The sequence below is a fragment of the Bacillus sp. FSL K6-0923 genome (assembly GCF_038630825.1).
Classification (GTDB): domain Bacteria; phylum Bacillota; class Bacilli; order Bacillales; family Bacillaceae; genus Bacillus; species Bacillus pumilus.
This window is the reverse complement of sequence record NZ_CP152044.1, coordinates 2,162,687-2,178,591: the sequence shown is the minus strand read 5'-3', so window position 1 is coordinate 2,178,591 and position 15,905 is coordinate 2,162,687. Positions and strand designations below refer to the sequence as shown.

Below are 15,905 nucleotides of genomic sequence, written 5' to 3'. Positions count from 1 at the left end.
GCATCTTTTCGGCTAAAAATGCGAAAAAGAGGGATGCTATGTAAAAAAGAAAAGAAAGTAGGGATCGAAGTGGGCATCTTATATGCACTTCTCCCAGCGATATTTTGGGGAAGTATTGTTCTCATCAGTGTCAAACTTGGCGGGAATGCTTACCAGCAAACCCTCGGTATTACGCTTGGCGCATTTATATTTTCAATTGCAGCCTTCTTCATCAAAATGCCAGAGCTGACACCGTTTATTTTTGCGGTTTCTGTCATTTCAGGCATCTTTTGGAGCATTGGACAAATGAATCAGCTTTCAAGTGTTGCGTTTCTCGGAGTCTCGAAGGCGGTTCCTTTGTCAACCGGCATGCAGCTTGTGAGTACTACGTTATTTGGCGTCATGGTCTTCAAAGAATGGCAAACGATGACGGTCATACTCATTGGTTCTTGTGCCATTTTACTGATTATTGCAGGTGTTGTGCTGACATCGCTCGGTCAAAAAAAGAATGGCGGTGGGAACGGTGGAGGCAATTTCAAAAAAGGGATCATGATTCTGCTTATCTCAACGGTTGGTTATGTCGGATATGTTGTTATTTTGCGATGGTTTCATATTGATGGCTGGTCTGCCCTCGTTCCGCAATCGGTCGGCATGCTGCTTTCATCCTTGGCGATTAGTCTTAAGCAGAACCCGTTTAGTAAATATACGTTCAAAAATATCATTGCCGGGCTTGTTTGGTCGACAGGAAATCTCGGACTTCTTTTGGCCATTCCGCTCATTGGTGTCGCCGTAAGTTTTTCGATGTCACAGACAGGGATCGTTATCTCGACATTAGGCGGCATTTACTTATTAAAAGAGAAAGCATCCAGAACAAGCTTTGTCATTGCAGGCTGCTTGATGATCATTGCAGGCGGCGTGCTATTAGGATTTACAAAATAGGAGGGTAAACGAATGTATCCAGATTTAGAAGGAAAAACAGTCGTGATTACAGGAGCTGGTACAGGAATAGGTCAAGCGATGGCGCGCCGGTTTGGACAAGAAAAAGCCAATGTGGTAATTAATTATTTCTCCGACAAAGAAAACCCAGACGACACGATTGCTGAGATTCAGAAAAGTGGCGGACAGGCTGTCAAAATTAAAGGAGATGTATCAAAGGAAGAGGATATGAAGGCAATGATTGATCAAGCTGTCGATACATATGGCAGTCTTGATGTCATGATTAATAATGCAGGAATTGAAAATGAAGTCCCTTCAACGGAGATGACGCTAGATAATTGGAACAAAGTGATGTCCACCAATTTAACAGGTATGTTTTTAGGCTGTCGTGATGCATTGAAGTATATGACAGAACATGGAATTGAAGGATCGATCATTAATATGTCATCGGTCCATCAACAAATTCCATGGCCGCATTTCGTCCATTATGCAGCAAGTAAAGGAGGCGCTAAGCTTTTAACAGAAACGCTGGCACTAGAATATGCCCCTAAAAAAATCCGCGTAAACAGCATTGCACCAGGCGCAATTGATACCCCGATCAATGCCGAAAAATTTGATGATCCAGCATTGAAAAAAGGCGTGATAGAACTGATCCCAATTGGTTATATTGGAAAACCGGAAGAAGTAGCAGCATGTGCTGTCTGGCTGGCGTCAAAAGAGGCGAGCTATGTGACAGGGTTGACGCTCTATGTGGACGGCGGCATGACAAAGTATCCTGGCTTCCAAGCAGGAAAAGGATAAGAAGAAACAAAAAGAGCGTACACACACATACGCTCTTTTTTATTTGAAATACAGACAAATGATTCTAAATGTCTAGACATTTAGAAATAAAAATATATAATATTAACTGGAAGCGCTTTTATTACAACAATGGGGTGAGAGAAATGAAACGTATTTTATTAGCATGCAGTTCAGGAATGTCTACGAGTTTACTAGTTACAAAGATGAAGGCTCATGCCGACTCAATAGGGGACGAGGCAGAAATTTGGGCAGTTGGACAAGATCAAGCGAGGAAAGAAATGGCGAATGCGGATGTTGTGTTAATTGGACCGCAAATGAGCTTTTTAAAAGGGGATCTTCAAAAAGAAGCAACAAAATACGGGATTGCAGTAGAGGTCATCGATATGCAGGCGTATGGGCTTGCCGATGGACAAAAAGCGTATGAACAAGCCGTTTCATTGATGGAGGAAGCGTAAAGAATGGAAAAGAAAACACTCGAAGGGCTTACGGAGGAACAAATCAGTTTTCAATTGATCTTACACAGCGGTAATGCACGCAGCAAATTGCTTCAATCTCTGAAACAATTTCGAGAAGGTCAAGAAGATGAGGCATTTGGTCTCATGAAAGAAGCCGAAGAAGATTTACGTCATGCACATGGCATCCATTTTCAACTCGTACAGCAAGAGGCAGGCGGGGAGAAAACGCCTTTCTCCTTATTGCTCATGCACGCAGAAGACCACTTAATGTCGACTATTACGATGAAGGAGCTTGTGGGAGAGCTCCTGCCGATTTTCCAATCGCTTAAACAATAAAGGGTGTAAACAAGGGGGGAAACCAATGTTTGATAAAATAAGTGCCATTTTGGTTCCGATTGCTGGGAGACTGAACAATAACCGCTATTTAGGTGTATTACGGGATGCCTTTATGCTTGCGTTCCCGCTTACTATTTTTGGTTCCATAATGGTTGTGCTAATGAATTTGCCATTTTTAGATAAAATCATGAGTCAAACCGCACTGGAAGGTGTCCAGTCTGCACTGAATATCGCGCCAAGTGCGACCATCAGCATTATGAGTGTGTTTGTTGTATTCGGGATTGGCTACTATTTATCGAAAAGCTATGATGTGGAAGCTGTCTTTGGCGGCGTGATTGCTTTAGCCTCTTTCCTACTTCTAACGCCATTTTTACTAGAACAAGAAGGCGGTGCATCTATTGCAGGCGTGATCCCAGTCGATCGTTTAGGAGCAAAGGGGATGTTCCTTGGGATGATCACAGGCTTTTTGTCTGCTGAAATTTATCGTTATTTTGTCCAAAAGAAATTTGTCATTAATATGCCGCAAGGGGTTCCGCCAGCTGTTTCAAAGTCTTTTGCTGCACTGATCCCGGCTACTTTGACACTCACAACCTTTTTACTGATCAATATCATCATTACACAAGGCTTCAAAACAAACATGCATGACTTGATTTATCATGCGATTCAGGCACCGCTTGTCGGACTTGGAAGCGGTATCATTCCTACCTTGATCGCTGTTTTCTTTATACAAATTCTTTGGTTCTTTGGGCTTCACGGCCAAATTATTATCAACTCTGTCATGGACCCCATTTGGAATACGTTGTCCATTCAAAACCTAGAGAGCTATACAAAAACTGGTGAGGTTCCAAATATCATCAGCAAGCAGTTTATCGAAATTTATACAGTTGGCATGGGCGGAACCGGTATGACGCTAGCTGTCGTGTTTACGATTTTAATTTTCCTGAAAAGTAAGCAATTAAAACAGGTAGCAAAGCTAGGCTTAGGACCAGGATTATTTAACGTCAATGAACCGATTATTTTCGGCTTACCGATTGTCATGAACCCGCTTATTCTTATTCCATGGATTTTGGCGCCAATGGTTATTACATGTATTTCGTATTTTGCGATGGCATCAGGCATTGTACCACCACCGACTGGCGTGAATATTCCCTGGACGGTGCCGATCTTTATAAGCGGAATCATGGCAACCAATTCACTAGCGGGCGGTCTTCTTCAGCTGTTTAACCTGATGATCGTGTTTGTCATTTGGTTCCCGTTCCTGAAGTTTATTGACCGTATGAATGTGAAAAATGAAAAAATAACCACAACGGAAAAAACAAAAACAACTAACATCAAAGGTGAGGGAGACTCAATACATGTCGATAGAAAATAACAAGCAAATATATACATTTCCAGAAGGTTTCTGGTGGGGATCTTCTGCCTCTGCCACGCAAACAGAAGGAAGCGTCCCTGGTGATGGAAAAGGACCGAATATTTGGGATCATTGGTTTGAGCAAGAGCCGACTCGTTTTTTTGATGGCGTTGGACCGAATGTGACATCTCAATTTTACCGAAAATATAAAGAGGATATTCGTCTGATGAAAGAAATTGGGCACAATTCATTCAGATTGTCCATTTCATGGTCACGTCTCTTGCCTGAAGGGACAGGTGCGGTCAATGAAGAAGCAGTATCTTTTTACAATGATGTGATCAACGAATTGATTGCACATGATATTGAGCCGTTTGTGAACCTGTACCATTTCGATATGCCAATGGCACTTCAGGAAAAAGGCGGCTGGGTCAACAGACAGGTAGTAGATGATTATGTGAGCTATGCAGAATTGTGCTTTCAATTATTTGGCGACCGGGTGAAAAAATGGTTTACCCATAATGAACCGATCGTTCCTGTAGAGGGCGGATATATGTATAGCTTTCATTATCCAAACGAAGTTGATTTCCAAAAGGCTGTACAGGTCGGTTATCATGAACTTTTATCAAATGCGAAGGCGATTGCGGCTTATAAAAAGCTGAAGCAAGGCGGTAAGATTGGCATCATCCTTAATCTTACCCCATCTTATCCGAGAAGCCAGAATCCGCGCGATGTAGAAGCAGCTGAGATGGCGGATGCTTTCTTTAACCGTTCCTTCCTAGATCCTGCGGTGAAGGGACATTTCCCAGAGAAACTAGTAGAGGTCTTAAAGAAAGAAGGCTTTATGCCGAGTATGGAAGAAGGAGACCTTGAGCTCATTCGAGAGAATACCGTCGACCTCCTTGGAATCAACTATTATCAGCCAAGAAGAGTGAAGGCGAAAGAGCATATGCCGCATCCAAATGCCCCATTTATGCCAAATCATTATTTCGATGCATTTGACATGCCGGGAAGAAAAATGAATGTGTATCGAGGCTGGGAAATCTATGAAAAAGGCATTTATGATATATTGAAAAAAGTCCAAACAGACTATGATAATATTGAATGTTTTATTTCTGAAAATGGAATGGGTGTTGAAGGAGAAGAGCGGTTTAAGGATGAAGAAGGAATGATTCATGACGATTACCGCATTGACTTTATTTCAGAGCATCTGAAATGGGTGCATCAAGCCATTCAAGAAGGAAGTAATGTAAAAGGCTATCATCTGTGGACCTTTATGGATAACTGGTCATGGTCGAATGCCTATAAGAATCGCTATGGATTTGTCTCAGTTGATCTTCAAGAAGACGGAAAACGTACGATTAAGAAAAGTGGATACTGGTTTCAATCGGTATCAGAAAATAACGGTTTTTAATCAAGATACTTGCTCTTTCCTTGAAAAGGGCAAGTATTTTTCTTATGTGACGGTAAATGGATGAAACAAAAATGGCTGGTACCTTTTAAGCTCACTAGGCTTAGTGTAGAATGAGAGGAAGCTATGAAAAAACAAGTCAGTTGGTGGTGTGAGATGAAAAAGTACGAACTCATTTCAGAAGAAATCAGAAAACGAATAGGAACAGCATATTATCCAGAAGATCAACCCATTCCAGATGAAAACTCGCTTGCCGCTGAATTTCAATGCAGCCGAATGACGATGAAGCGTGCGCTCGATCTTCTCGTAGCAGAAGGTCTCCTCTTTAGAAAAAGAGGTCACGGTACATTTATTGTGAAGGCAGCGCTCAATCAAGGGGCAATCAATGTGTCAGGACATGAAAATAAAGGGTTCACAAAAGTCATGGCGGATAAAAACGTCACGACTCAAATCATTCACTTTGATGTCCATTTTCCAAGCAAAGAGGTGGCAGCCCACCTATCCATAGACTCCACCACACCCATTTATGACATCATCCGTCTCCGTCTTGTGGACGAGGAGCCATACGTATTAGAAAAAACGTTTATGCCCGTCAATCTTATTAAGGGAATAGATGAAGAGGTTTTATTGGGATCCATCTATGGCTACATATCAAATGATTTGAATTTAAAGGTGGCAGGCGCGCATAAGAAAATTAGAGCGGCTAAATCAGACGAGCTAGACCAGCAATATTTAGGCTGTGACCCAACGGATCCTGTGCTAGAGGTCGAACAGGTTGCTTATTTAAACACAGGCCGGCCGTTTGAGTACTCCTTTAGTCATCATCGATATGATAAGTTCGACTTTTCAACGGTTGAAATTACGAAAACAGGACGTTAAAAAAAGAGCAGAACCCCCGAGGGAGACTGCTCTTTTTTATATCATTTTATATATTCCACCAATGATACCCATCTTTTTCTAGAAGCTGATCGGCTTCTTTCGGTCCCATAGAACCAGCAGGATAATTTGGTTTTAATGTTTTGTTTTCTGCCCATTTTTCAGAAATCGGATCAACAAAGTTCCAAGAAAGCGCCACTTCATCCCAGTGAGCAAAGTTCGTAGCATCACCCAGCAAGCAGTCATGAATCAGCTTTTCATATGCTTCTGGTGTATTCATGATGTCATTATGGTTTGTTTGGTAGTCGAGCTTAATCGGCTTTGCAAATGTACCGCCATCAAGCTTGCGAGCGTTCAGGTGAAGGGTAATGCCTTCATCTGGCTGAATATGAATGACGAGTAAGTTCGGATGCATGGAATTTCCGTTACCATAGTACAGGTTCATTGGAATGTCTTTAAATTGAACAACGATTTGAGTAGATTTCTTTTCTAAACGTTTTCCAGTACGAATGTAAAATGGCACGCCGGCCCATCTAAAGTTATCGATGAGCAGCTTCCCTGCAACGAATGTTTCCGTGTTTGAGTTCGGGTCAACATTTTGCTCTTCAAGATATGAAGGAACCATGCCGCCATCAACCGTACCAGCATCATACTGTCCGCGGACAAAGAATTGATCGACCTCATCTTTAGAGAAAGGACGAAGAGCGCGTAATGCTTTCCGTTTTTCGCTGCGGATTTCCTCGGTATTCAGCTTAATTGGCGGCTCCATTGCTAAAAGTGCAACCATTTGAAGCATATGGTTTTGGACCATATCTCTTAGAGCACCTGAACTTTCGTAATAGCGGGCCCGGTCTTCAACCCCTAATGACTCACTAGATGTAATTTGAATGTTTGAGATATATCGGTTTGTCCAAAGTGGTTCAAAGATGGCATTTGCAAAACGGATGACCTCAATGTTTTGAACCATTTGTTTACCGAGATAGTGGTCAATACGATAAATCTGATCTTCAGAGAATGCATCTCGAATTTCTTCATTTAACTTTTTCGCACTTGGCAAGTCATGGCCAAATGGTTTTTCGATGACAAGTCTTGACCAGCCAGTTGTTTTTGATACACCTTCACTTTTTAGGAACTTTGCAATCGTTCCGAAGAATTCCGGTGCCATCGCTAAATAGAACATCCGGTTGTTTGGGATACTGTACGTATCTTCAAGGCCTGTTAGAAGTGTGTTAAGCGATTGATAGGAAGCAGGGCTTGATACGTCAAAGTCGTGATAATAAAAATGTGAACTGAATTCCTCTATTTTCGCTTCTGCATCATCAGAAGAAACAGATTCTTTTACCACAGCTCTTAGATCCTCATGAGACCACGGACGGCGTCCAACACCGACTACGGCGAATTGATCGCCAAGTTTTCCGCTATGATAAAGTCTATGTATAGAAGGGTAGAGCTTGCGTTTGGCAAGATCTCCTGTTGCGCCAAAAATGACAATGACTGCTTTTGGATTGTTAGTTTCTGTATTCACGAAAAGTACCTCACTTTATTCGTAGCATTGTTGTAAAAACCGAGAATGTATGTACATTTTCTTTATTTTAAAGCTTCATTGTTCGTAAAGCAAACATTTGATTCGACTTTTTCTGCTCTCGTTTGACTTTTTTCGAAAATTCCGCTGAATTCACATTTACCTTGTCTTCATGTATTCTATATGAATAAAGATATTGTATACCGGCTTTAGGAGGAAAAGTAATGGAACTGCTCTTTTTAGGAACGGGTGCAGGCATTCCTGCGAAAACTAGAAACGTCACTTGCACTGCGCTAAAGCTTTTAGAAGAAAGAAAAGCAGTGTGGCTTTTTGATTGCGGAGAAGCGACGCAGCATCAAATATTACATACAACGATTAAACCGAGAAAGATTGAGAAAATATTTATCACTCATATGCATGGTGATCATGTATACGGTCTCCCAGGACTGCTTGGGAGCAGATCCTTCCAAGGCGGAGAAGATGAACTAACGATCTATGGACCTAAGGGCATCAAAGCGTTTGTGAACGCAGCACTTTCAGCTACACAAACGCATTTGACATATCCGCTGCATATCATAGAGATAGATGAAGGGATCGTATTTGAAGATGATACCTTTCAAGTAGAAGCAAGAAGAGTATCTCACGGGATTCCAGCTTACGGCTATCGGGTAGTAGAAAAAGATGTACCAGGTGCATTAAAAGCCGAAGATCTAAAAGAAATCGGTGTAAAACCTGGACCTTTGTATCAGAAGTTAAAAAATGGGGAAACCGTGACACTCGAAGATGGAAGAATCATTGATGGAAGCGATTATTTGGAACCCCCTAAAAAAGGGAGAATCGTTGCATTTTCAGGAGATACCCGTTTATGCGAGAATATAACAAGGCTTGCCAAGGATGCGGATGTGTTAGTCCATGAAGCAACATTTGGTAAAGAAGATGCTGAGCTAGCCTACAATTATTATCACAGCACGACAGAACAAGCAGCGAAAACAGCGCAGGAAGCAGGCGCAAAAAGATTAATTTTGACCCATATTAGTGCACGTTACCAAGGAGAAGAGGTACTAAAACAACTATTGAAAGAGGCACGCGATATATTCCCGCTGACAGAAGCTGCACAGGATTTCTCTTCTTTTTCCATTGACCGCACCCTGTAAAAATTGGATGAATCGTCAAAAAAAGTTGTGTGATTTTTTTGATATTTATAATGACTCTCTTTTTCAGGTAGTGGTAAAATGGTGAAGAAAAAACAAATGACGAATGAAACTATGAAGAATACGGGAGGCACAATCAAAGATGAGCGGTTTTACAGCGTTAAGTGAAGCAGAATTAAATGACCTATATGCAGCACTACAAAATGAGTACGAAACGTATAAAAGTAAAAACTTACACTTAGACATGTCTAGAGGAAAACCTTCACCAAAACAGCTCGATTTGTCTATGGGTATGCTCGATGTTGTGACATCAAAGGATGCGATGACGGCTGAAGATGGCACAGATGTGCGTAACTATGGCGGTTTGACAGGGCTTCCTGAAACGAAGACATTTTTTGCAGATGTGCTCAATCTGAAGCCAGAACAAATCATCATCGGCGGTAATTCCAGCCTGAATATGATGCACGATACCATTGACCGTGCCATGACCCACGGCGTATATGACAGCAAAACACCTTGGGGAAAGCTACCAAAGGTAAAATTCCTTGCACCAAGCCCAGGATATGACCGTCACTTTTCCATTTGTGAGCTATTTAACATAGAGATGATCACGGTAGATATGAAAGCTGATGGACCTGATATGGATCAGGTCGAAAAATTGGTCGCAGAGGATGAAGCGATTAAAGGCATTTGGTGTGTACCAAAATATAGCAACCCAGATGGCATTACGTATTCAGATGAGGTGGTTGACCGCCTTGCTTCGATGAAAACAAAAGCAGACGACTTCCGCATTTTTTGGGATGATGCATACGCAGTCCATCACCTAACTGATACGCCTGATACGTTAAAAGATATTTTTCAAGCAGTAGAGGAAGCAGGGCACCCTAATCGTGTATTTATGTTTGCATCTACTTCTAAAATTACATTCCCAGGCTCAGGTATTGCACTCATGGCATCTAGCCCGGATAATGTGAGCTTCACTCAAAAACAATTATCGATTCAAACGATCGGACCAGACAAAATCAATCAATTAAGACACCTTCGTTTCTTCAAGAATCCAGAAGGCTTGAAGGAACATATGAGAAAACATGCAGCGATCATTAAGCCAAAGTTTGACCTCGTTCTTTCCATTCTTGATGAAACACTTGGCGGGAAGGACATTGCAGAATGGCACAAGCCAAATGGCGGATATTTTATTAGTTTAAATACACTTGATCATTGTGCAAAAGCTGTTGTGCAAAAGGCAAAAGAAGCTGGTGTGACCATGACAGGTGCAGGCGCGACTTATCCTTATGGAAAAGACCCGCTTGATCGTAACATTCGCATTGCGCCAACCTTCCCATCACTTGAAGAACTAGAGCAAGCGATTGACATCTTTACATTATGTGTTCAGCTTGTCAGCATTGAAAAGTTGCTGTCTAAAAAAAGTCAGTCAGCTCCAACGGCATAAAGAAAAAAACTCCTTGACGCAAAACTAGTCAAGGAGTTTTTGTTTTTAATTGGCTGTTTGATAATAGGAAACAGGTTGTTTGGCTGCGCACCATACATCATAGATCGCAAGCTGCACAATATGCGGTTCATCATGATGAATATAGTGCGAGCTGTTCTGCGCTTGAATCCATCCGCTTTGGGATGACAAAGACAGCATCCGTTTATGAAGTCTGAGCCATGCCTCGTGTGCTGGATGAAACAATCGGCTCTTACCTGATGAAATGACAAGGAGCGGCATCATCCCATAATGGGTTTGCTCCTCTTTCATTGTGCTGAGCATTTGCTGAAAATCCTCATGCGTACATTCTGCTGTAAACTGCGCCATATATGAGGTGCGTTCTTCCTTTGATAAAAGCGGCAGGATCACCTGCTCTTGCTCCTCACTTGCTGGGTCTAACAGCACCATGCCAATGACGTCATCCCCTCTGCGGCTTGCCCATAACCGGCTGACAAGAGAGCCAAATGAGTGAGCCACAATGAGAAAAGGCGGCTGGATATTGGCTTCTTTTAGCAGCGCATCTAAATCATCTGCAAGATCATGCAATGTTCTTCCTTCACTGCTCTCACTGCTTTTTCCATTTCCTAATCGATCGTATAAGAAAACCCCAAGCTCAGGATCGATATCGCGGGCCATATTCGACCACGTATCACCCGAAATGCCGTAGCCTGCTTCAAAGATAATGGTGGCTTGCCTTTTGCCCTGACGATGTTTTGTATAAAAATGATGTCCATCTATATGATACATTCTTTCAATCATTGCCGAGTTCATTCTTCCATCTCCTCTAAGTGGTTCTTTAGCTAAAAGACGGCACAAAAGGCAGATATGTTTCTCTTAAAAACAAAAAAGATGCCTATTTCAAAAAATAGACACCTTTTTCCTATGCATTTTTACCAAGCGCGGTCATATTGACGCGGGCTTTCGATGGATGTACGAAGCTCTTCAGCAGCTGTTTTTGGGAAGTATGGATCCCGTAAAAATTCTCTGCCTATAAAAATTAAGTCTGCACGCTGATTTCGTAAAATCTCCTCTGCCTGTACACCAGATGTGATCAGACCGACAGCACCTGTTTGAATACCGGCACCTGCTTTGATTTTTTCTGCGAAGGTCACTTGGTAGCCAGGGAATGTGCTGATTTTCGCCTGTACGACAGCGCCTGAGCTGACATCGATTAAGTCGACACCTTGTTCCTTCAGCCATGTAGCAATGCCAATGTAATCAGCAATATCAAGTCCTTTTGTCGTGTAATCAGAAGCCGACACACGGACAAATAATGGGCCGTCCCATACTTCATTGACTGCATCGACGACTTCTCTTAAGAAACGATAACGGTTCTCTGGTGAACCGCCATAATCATCTGTTCGATGATTTGCCAGCGGTGAAAGGAATTCATTAATCAAATAGCCATGCGCCCCATGAATTTCAATGATGTCAAAGCCGGCCTTTTTTGCCCGGACTGCTGCATCCTGAAACGCCTGAACAGTATCTTTGATTTGATCGACGGACATCTGGACAGGGGTTTTAGACTGTTCATCAAATGGAATGCTAGATGGTGCCAGGATGTCACCATCTAGTTCAGCTTTACGTCCTGCATGAGCCAGCTGGATGGCTGTCTTGGTTCCGTATGCTTTGATTTGTTCATTTAATGAAGCGAAGCCTTCAATGTGCTCATCACTCCAAATTCCGAGGTCTTGATCACTAATTCTTCCCTCGGGGGAAACGGCACTTGCCTCCACCATGATCAGGCCAGCTTGACCTTGGGCACGGGAAATATAATGTGTAAAGTGGAAAGGCTGTAATTTCCCATCCCGATCATAGGATGAATACATACACATCGGGGACATTACGATGCGGTTTTTGAGCGTAACACCTTTTAATGTCCAAGGTGAAAAGAGTTTTGTTTCCAAATACCTTCGCCTCCTCATAGAATTGTATAGCCGATTATAACAGCCATTCAAACTTTCGTCATAAAAGGTGCTCAAAGAATATAGCTTTTATACACGTTTTTGTATAATGGAGAAATAGAGAAAGCAAAGGGGGAGAACGAATGAAATGGCAAACAGAGAGTGAACGAAAGGAACTGCTCACAGCTCTTATGCAGTATGAAAGCATATCGGGTACAACTGGAGAAGTTGAGTTAGCTGAATATTTATATTATTTACTGAGGGAGCGGCCTTATTACAAGCAGAATCCTGATCATTTGGCTTTGCATCCGATGAAAGATGGCCGGTATTATTTAACGGCGCTTGTAAAGCGCCGTTCTCTTTCTCGTACCGTTTTGCTGCTTAGTCATTTCGATGTTGTCGATACAGAAGATTACGGTGAATTTCAAAACATGGCATGCAAGCCAGAGGAGTTAATGGCCTCATTTTCTCAAAAAAGTGCGCTTCTCCCAAAAAGAGCAAGAGAAGATCTAGCTTCAGGTGACTGGTTGTTTGGAAGAGGTGCCATGGATATGAAGGCAGGTCTTACTGTACAGCTGTCTATGCTGGAAAGAGCGATGGCAGAGACATTTGATGGAAATGTCCTACTCGTCACAGTCCCAGATGAAGAAGTGAATTCTCAAGGAATGCTTGAAGCTGTTCCAAAACTAAAGGAGCTTAAGGAAAAGCATGACCTTGACTATACCGCGTGCTTAAACAGTGAGCCTATGTTTGAAAAGTATCCAGGTGATGAACATTATTATATGTATACAGGGAGTATAGGGAAGGTGCTGGCCGGATTTTTCTGCAAAGGAATTGAAACACATGTAGGAGAGCCGTTCTCAGGCTTAAATGCGAATTTTATGGTATCTGCATTAAACCGGCTGTTAGAGCTGAATAGTGATTATTGTGAGGAAGTAGATGGAGAAGTTACGCCGCCTCCAACTAACTTAATGCAAAAGGATTTAAAAGAAGCCTATTCCGTTCAAACACCTCACACAGCTGTTTCTTTATTTAATGTGCTGATGATGAATCGTTCAAGTGAAGAACTGCATGGGCTTCTTTATGACACGGCGAAACAAGCAGCAGACCAAATCGAAGCTGATCTCAAACAAAAAACAGCAGATTTTCAGCGCTTTAAACCATTTACACCAATTGATACGAGAATCACCGTTCTCACGTATCATGAGCTGTATCAAAAAGCTGCTGAACGCTCAGGTAAACAGGAGGTTGAACGCATTGTAAACTATGCGTTCGCCAATCGAGGTGAGCTTGGAGATCGTGATTTTTCAACCAAAATCGTCTCTGAGCTGACGACGCTTTGTAAGGAAGATGGGCCGCTCATTGTTCTATTTTATAGTCCGCCATTTTATCCAGCGGTTTCCTCAACGGAAGATCCGCATATCCAAGCAACCTTAAAGAGGATTCAAATCGAGGCGAAGAAGAGTTATGGTCTTCAAATAGAAGAAGTGAAATATTTTCCGGGATTGTCTGATTTAAGTTACTTACAGCTCGAAAAACAGGACGTAGGGCATTACACGACCAATATGCCGCTTTACCAGAAAGGCTATTCTTTACCGAAAGGAGAAAAGGGAGCACTTTACGTTCCAGTCATCAACGTGGGTCCATTAGGAAAGGACCCACACAAATGGACAGAGCGCCTGCACATCCCGTTCTCATTTGGCATTTTGCCAGAATTATTAGACTCAGCGATTCATGCTTTGTTAGAGAAAAAGTAAGTATATGATGAAGAGCCCTATCGTGATGATAGGGCTTTTTATTTTTAAATAAACGATCCGACGACTTAGATAAATAGAGTATGATAAAGAATATGACTTACATTTATTTGAAGAGGATGGTGAGAATGAAATGGAAACTGGAAAATTAACAAAAACAGAAATTACTACATCGCTTCAGGAAAGTATCCGTGAACTAGAACAGCTAGTGGGGACATGTGATGAGCACACACTAGATCAATCTTTGGGAGAGGGCAAGTGGTCGATCAAGCAAATTGCAGGGCATTTGTATGATACAGAAGAAGTCTGGTCAGAGCGAATAAAGCAAGCAATATCAAATGACCATACGCCTTTTCAATCGTATGATCCTGAAATGTATGTGAAGGAAAGAGCTTACGAAAGATTTAACGTACAGGAAATCAAAGCATTGATTAAAAGACTGAAAGAGAGAAGAAGCAAGACACTTCATCTATTAGAAAACGATACATGGGAGCAATCAGGTCTGCATCCTGAAGAAGGGGTGATGACAGTGCAAATATTAGCTGAAACGATCGCCTTACATGAACTACATCATCTCGATCAAATCAAAGCCATCATGTCAATGAGTGAATCATCTGCATGAGGAGGTGCTAATTAGTGAAGCATCAAGAATGGTTAATCGATATGAATTTTTATCAGGCACGTAATTCTTTATTAGAACAAGCCATTTCTAAAAAAGAACCGAAGTGTGAAACAGGTAGTTTGCATCAAGTTGCTAGTGAGAAAAAATAGATGTGTATGTCAAAAAGCACCTGTCATCAACACAGGTGCTTTTCTCTATCATTTATACGTGCTTGCTGAAAACATTTCGTTTAATTCTGCTGCTCGTTTTGTTGCGGTTTTGACACAATCGACAACGGCTTCTTCAAATTGATAGGCAGCAAGTGTGTTCAGGCCGGCTTCTGTCGTTCCGCCTTCACTTGTGATCTCTTTGCGCAGTTCAGCAGGTTCTTTACCGCTGCTTTGAAGCATGTTGGCGGCACCCGCAATCATTTGGCAGATGAGCAGCTTCGCTGTTGCTTGGTCCATCCCAAGTTCCGAAGCGCCTCGCTCCATTCCTTCAATCAAATGATAAATGAAGGCAGGACCGCTTCCTGCAATAGCTGTAACAGCATTAAGCTGTGATTCATCTAATACCGTCACATGACCGATCGTTTCAAACAGCTCGATTGCTTTATTCTTTTGATCCTCTGTCACTTCTTGACTGACAGAAATGCCTGTTGCTGATTGCTGAATGGCGGCTGATGTATTTGGCATCGCGCGAACCACTGCAGTCTTCTCGCCAGCATAGTGTTGGATCGTTTCAATTGAGATGCCTGCTAAAATCGAAATGATCAGCTGCCCTTGTAAATGAGGCCGAACTTCAGATATCCCGCTTTCAGCATCTTTCGGTTTTAAAGCAAATACGAGAATATCCGCTTCTTCATAAATAAAAGAACGAGAGAAATCCGTTTTGACCCCATAACGCACCTTTAATTCTTCTAGACGTTTTTCATTCGTTTTGTTTGTGACAATAATATCTTCGTTTGACATGATGCCGCTTTTTAATAAACCTTTCATCATCGACTCTGCCATTGAGCCTGCACCAATAAATCCAATTTTACTCATAAGCCGCTCCTCCTTGTAGAAAATAAAAAAACCTCTCGCCTGAAAAGGACGAAAGGTTTTTCGCGGTACCACCCTCAATTAGCATGCAAATATGCATACTCAGCTCTAGTCCCTTAACGCGGGAAACGTTTAGGTTTGCCTAACAGCTCAAAGGGCAGGTTCAGCAAATAAGAGGATGGTGAGGTCTTACAGCCGGCGGACCTCACTCTCTTGCATCATTATTTTGCTTACTAATCCTTGTCATCACGCATTTTATATTTGTTGTTCATTATGCAACGATGGACAAGTTTGTGTCA

General features: G+C 42.1%; 16 protein-coding genes and 1 other annotated feature. Of the genes, 12 read left to right on the top strand and 4 right to left on the bottom strand.

What is annotated here, in order from left to right; translation table 11 throughout:
- Positions 1-69: 69 nt before the first annotated feature.
- The 7 genes from MHI16_RS11045 to MHI16_RS11015 all read left to right on the top strand — a co-directional run bounded on the left by MHI16_RS11045 (position 70) and on the right by MHI16_RS11015 (position 6,145).
- Positions 70-918: a GRP family sugar transporter gene (locus MHI16_RS11045; protein ID WP_180310791.1), complete on the top strand. Its 849-nt coding sequence runs from the start codon at positions 70-72 to the stop codon at positions 916-918.
- Between the two features lie 12 nt (positions 919-930).
- A complete protein-coding gene (locus MHI16_RS11040) occupies positions 931-1,716 on the top strand; it encodes an SDR family oxidoreductase (protein ID WP_058014736.1) in 786 nt (261 codons plus the stop codon).
- 143 nt (positions 1,717-1,859) lie between these two features.
- Positions 1,860-2,171, top strand: a complete 312-nt coding sequence (locus tag MHI16_RS11035; protein ID WP_061408468.1) for a PTS sugar transporter subunit IIB — start codon at positions 1,860-1,862, stop codon at positions 2,169-2,171.
- Between the two features lie 3 nt (positions 2,172-2,174).
- Positions 2,175-2,507 (top strand): PTS lactose/cellobiose transporter subunit IIA, encoded by a 333-nt coding sequence (locus MHI16_RS11030; RefSeq protein WP_268466029.1) that lies wholly within the window; start codon positions 2,175-2,177, stop codon positions 2,505-2,507.
- Positions 2,508-2,532: 25 nt separating this feature from the next.
- Positions 2,533-3,879 (top strand): PTS cellobiose transporter subunit IIC, encoded by a 1,347-nt coding sequence (celB, locus tag MHI16_RS11025; RefSeq protein WP_342497956.1) that lies wholly within the window; start codon positions 2,533-2,535, stop codon positions 3,877-3,879.
- Complete coding sequence (locus tag MHI16_RS11020; RefSeq protein ID WP_342497955.1) at positions 3,863-5,269, top strand: glycoside hydrolase family 1 protein; 1,407 nt, start codon at positions 3,863-3,865, stop codon at positions 5,267-5,269. The genes celB and MHI16_RS11020 overlap by 17 nt, the downstream gene beginning before the upstream one ends.
- 153 nt (positions 5,270-5,422) lie before the next feature.
- Positions 5,423-6,145 (top strand): GntR family transcriptional regulator, encoded by a 723-nt coding sequence (locus tag MHI16_RS11015; protein WP_003215808.1) that lies wholly within the window; start codon positions 5,423-5,425, stop codon positions 6,143-6,145.
- A 46-nt stretch (positions 6,146-6,191) separates the two neighbouring features.
- Here the strand turns inward: MHI16_RS11015 and zwf are convergent, their stop codons facing one another.
- Positions 6,192-7,667: a glucose-6-phosphate dehydrogenase gene (gene zwf, locus MHI16_RS11010; protein ID WP_058014740.1), complete on the bottom strand. Its 1,476-nt coding sequence runs from the start codon at positions 7,665-7,667 to the stop codon at positions 6,192-6,194.
- A 221-nt stretch (positions 7,668-7,888) separates the two neighbouring features.
- Between zwf and rnz the strand changes: the two genes are divergently transcribed.
- Together rnz and MHI16_RS11000 are read left to right on the top strand one after the other, a co-directional pair.
- The gene (gene rnz, locus MHI16_RS11005; protein ID WP_268466026.1) at positions 7,889-8,818 is read left to right on the top strand and encodes a ribonuclease Z; all 930 of its coding nucleotides are present in this window, start codon (positions 7,889-7,891) and stop codon (positions 8,816-8,818) included.
- Between the two features lie 139 nt (positions 8,819-8,957).
- Positions 8,958-10,265 (top strand): aminotransferase class I/II-fold pyridoxal phosphate-dependent enzyme, encoded by a 1,308-nt coding sequence (locus MHI16_RS11000; RefSeq protein WP_268466025.1) that lies wholly within the window; start codon positions 8,958-8,960, stop codon positions 10,263-10,265.
- A 45-nt stretch (positions 10,266-10,310) separates the two neighbouring features.
- Here MHI16_RS11000 and MHI16_RS10995 read toward each other — a convergent pair whose 3' ends face one another.
- Positions 10,311-11,075: an alpha/beta hydrolase gene (locus MHI16_RS10995; protein WP_058014742.1), complete on the bottom strand. Its 765-nt coding sequence runs from the start codon at positions 11,073-11,075 to the stop codon at positions 10,311-10,313.
- Positions 11,076-11,194: 119 nt separating this feature from the next.
- Positions 11,195-12,211 carry an NADPH dehydrogenase NamA gene (gene namA / locus MHI16_RS10990; protein WP_081042311.1) on the bottom strand — a complete coding sequence of 339 codons (1,017 nt, stop codon included), beginning with the start codon at positions 12,209-12,211 and terminating at the stop codon, positions 11,195-11,197.
- 140 nt (positions 12,212-12,351) lie between these two features.
- On the opposite strand from namA, the gene MHI16_RS10985 reads away from it, so the two are divergent.
- From MHI16_RS10985 to MHI16_RS10975, 3 genes are all read left to right on the top strand, one after another.
- Complete coding sequence (locus MHI16_RS10985; RefSeq protein ID WP_268466022.1) at positions 12,352-13,965, top strand: M20/M25/M40 family metallo-hydrolase; 1,614 nt, start codon at positions 12,352-12,354, stop codon at positions 13,963-13,965.
- A 130-nt stretch (positions 13,966-14,095) separates the two neighbouring features.
- Entirely contained in the window at positions 14,096-14,584 is a 489-nt protein-coding gene (locus MHI16_RS10980; protein ID WP_058014744.1) for a DinB family protein, read from the top strand.
- Between the two features lie 14 nt (positions 14,585-14,598).
- On the top strand, positions 14,599-14,733 hold the full coding sequence (locus tag MHI16_RS10975; RefSeq protein WP_267903500.1) for a hypothetical protein: 135 nt from the start codon (positions 14,599-14,601) through the stop codon (positions 14,731-14,733).
- Positions 14,734-14,781: 48 nt separating this feature from the next.
- On the opposite strand, the gene proC is transcribed toward MHI16_RS10975, so the two are convergent.
- Positions 14,782-15,609, bottom strand: a complete 828-nt coding sequence (proC, locus tag MHI16_RS10970) for a pyrroline-5-carboxylate reductase (RefSeq protein ID WP_058014745.1) — start codon at positions 15,607-15,609, stop codon at positions 14,782-14,784.
- Positions 15,610-15,650: 41 nt separating this feature from the next.
- Positions 15,651-15,862, bottom strand: a binding site (T-box leader).
- Positions 15,863-15,905 lie beyond the last annotated feature (43 nt).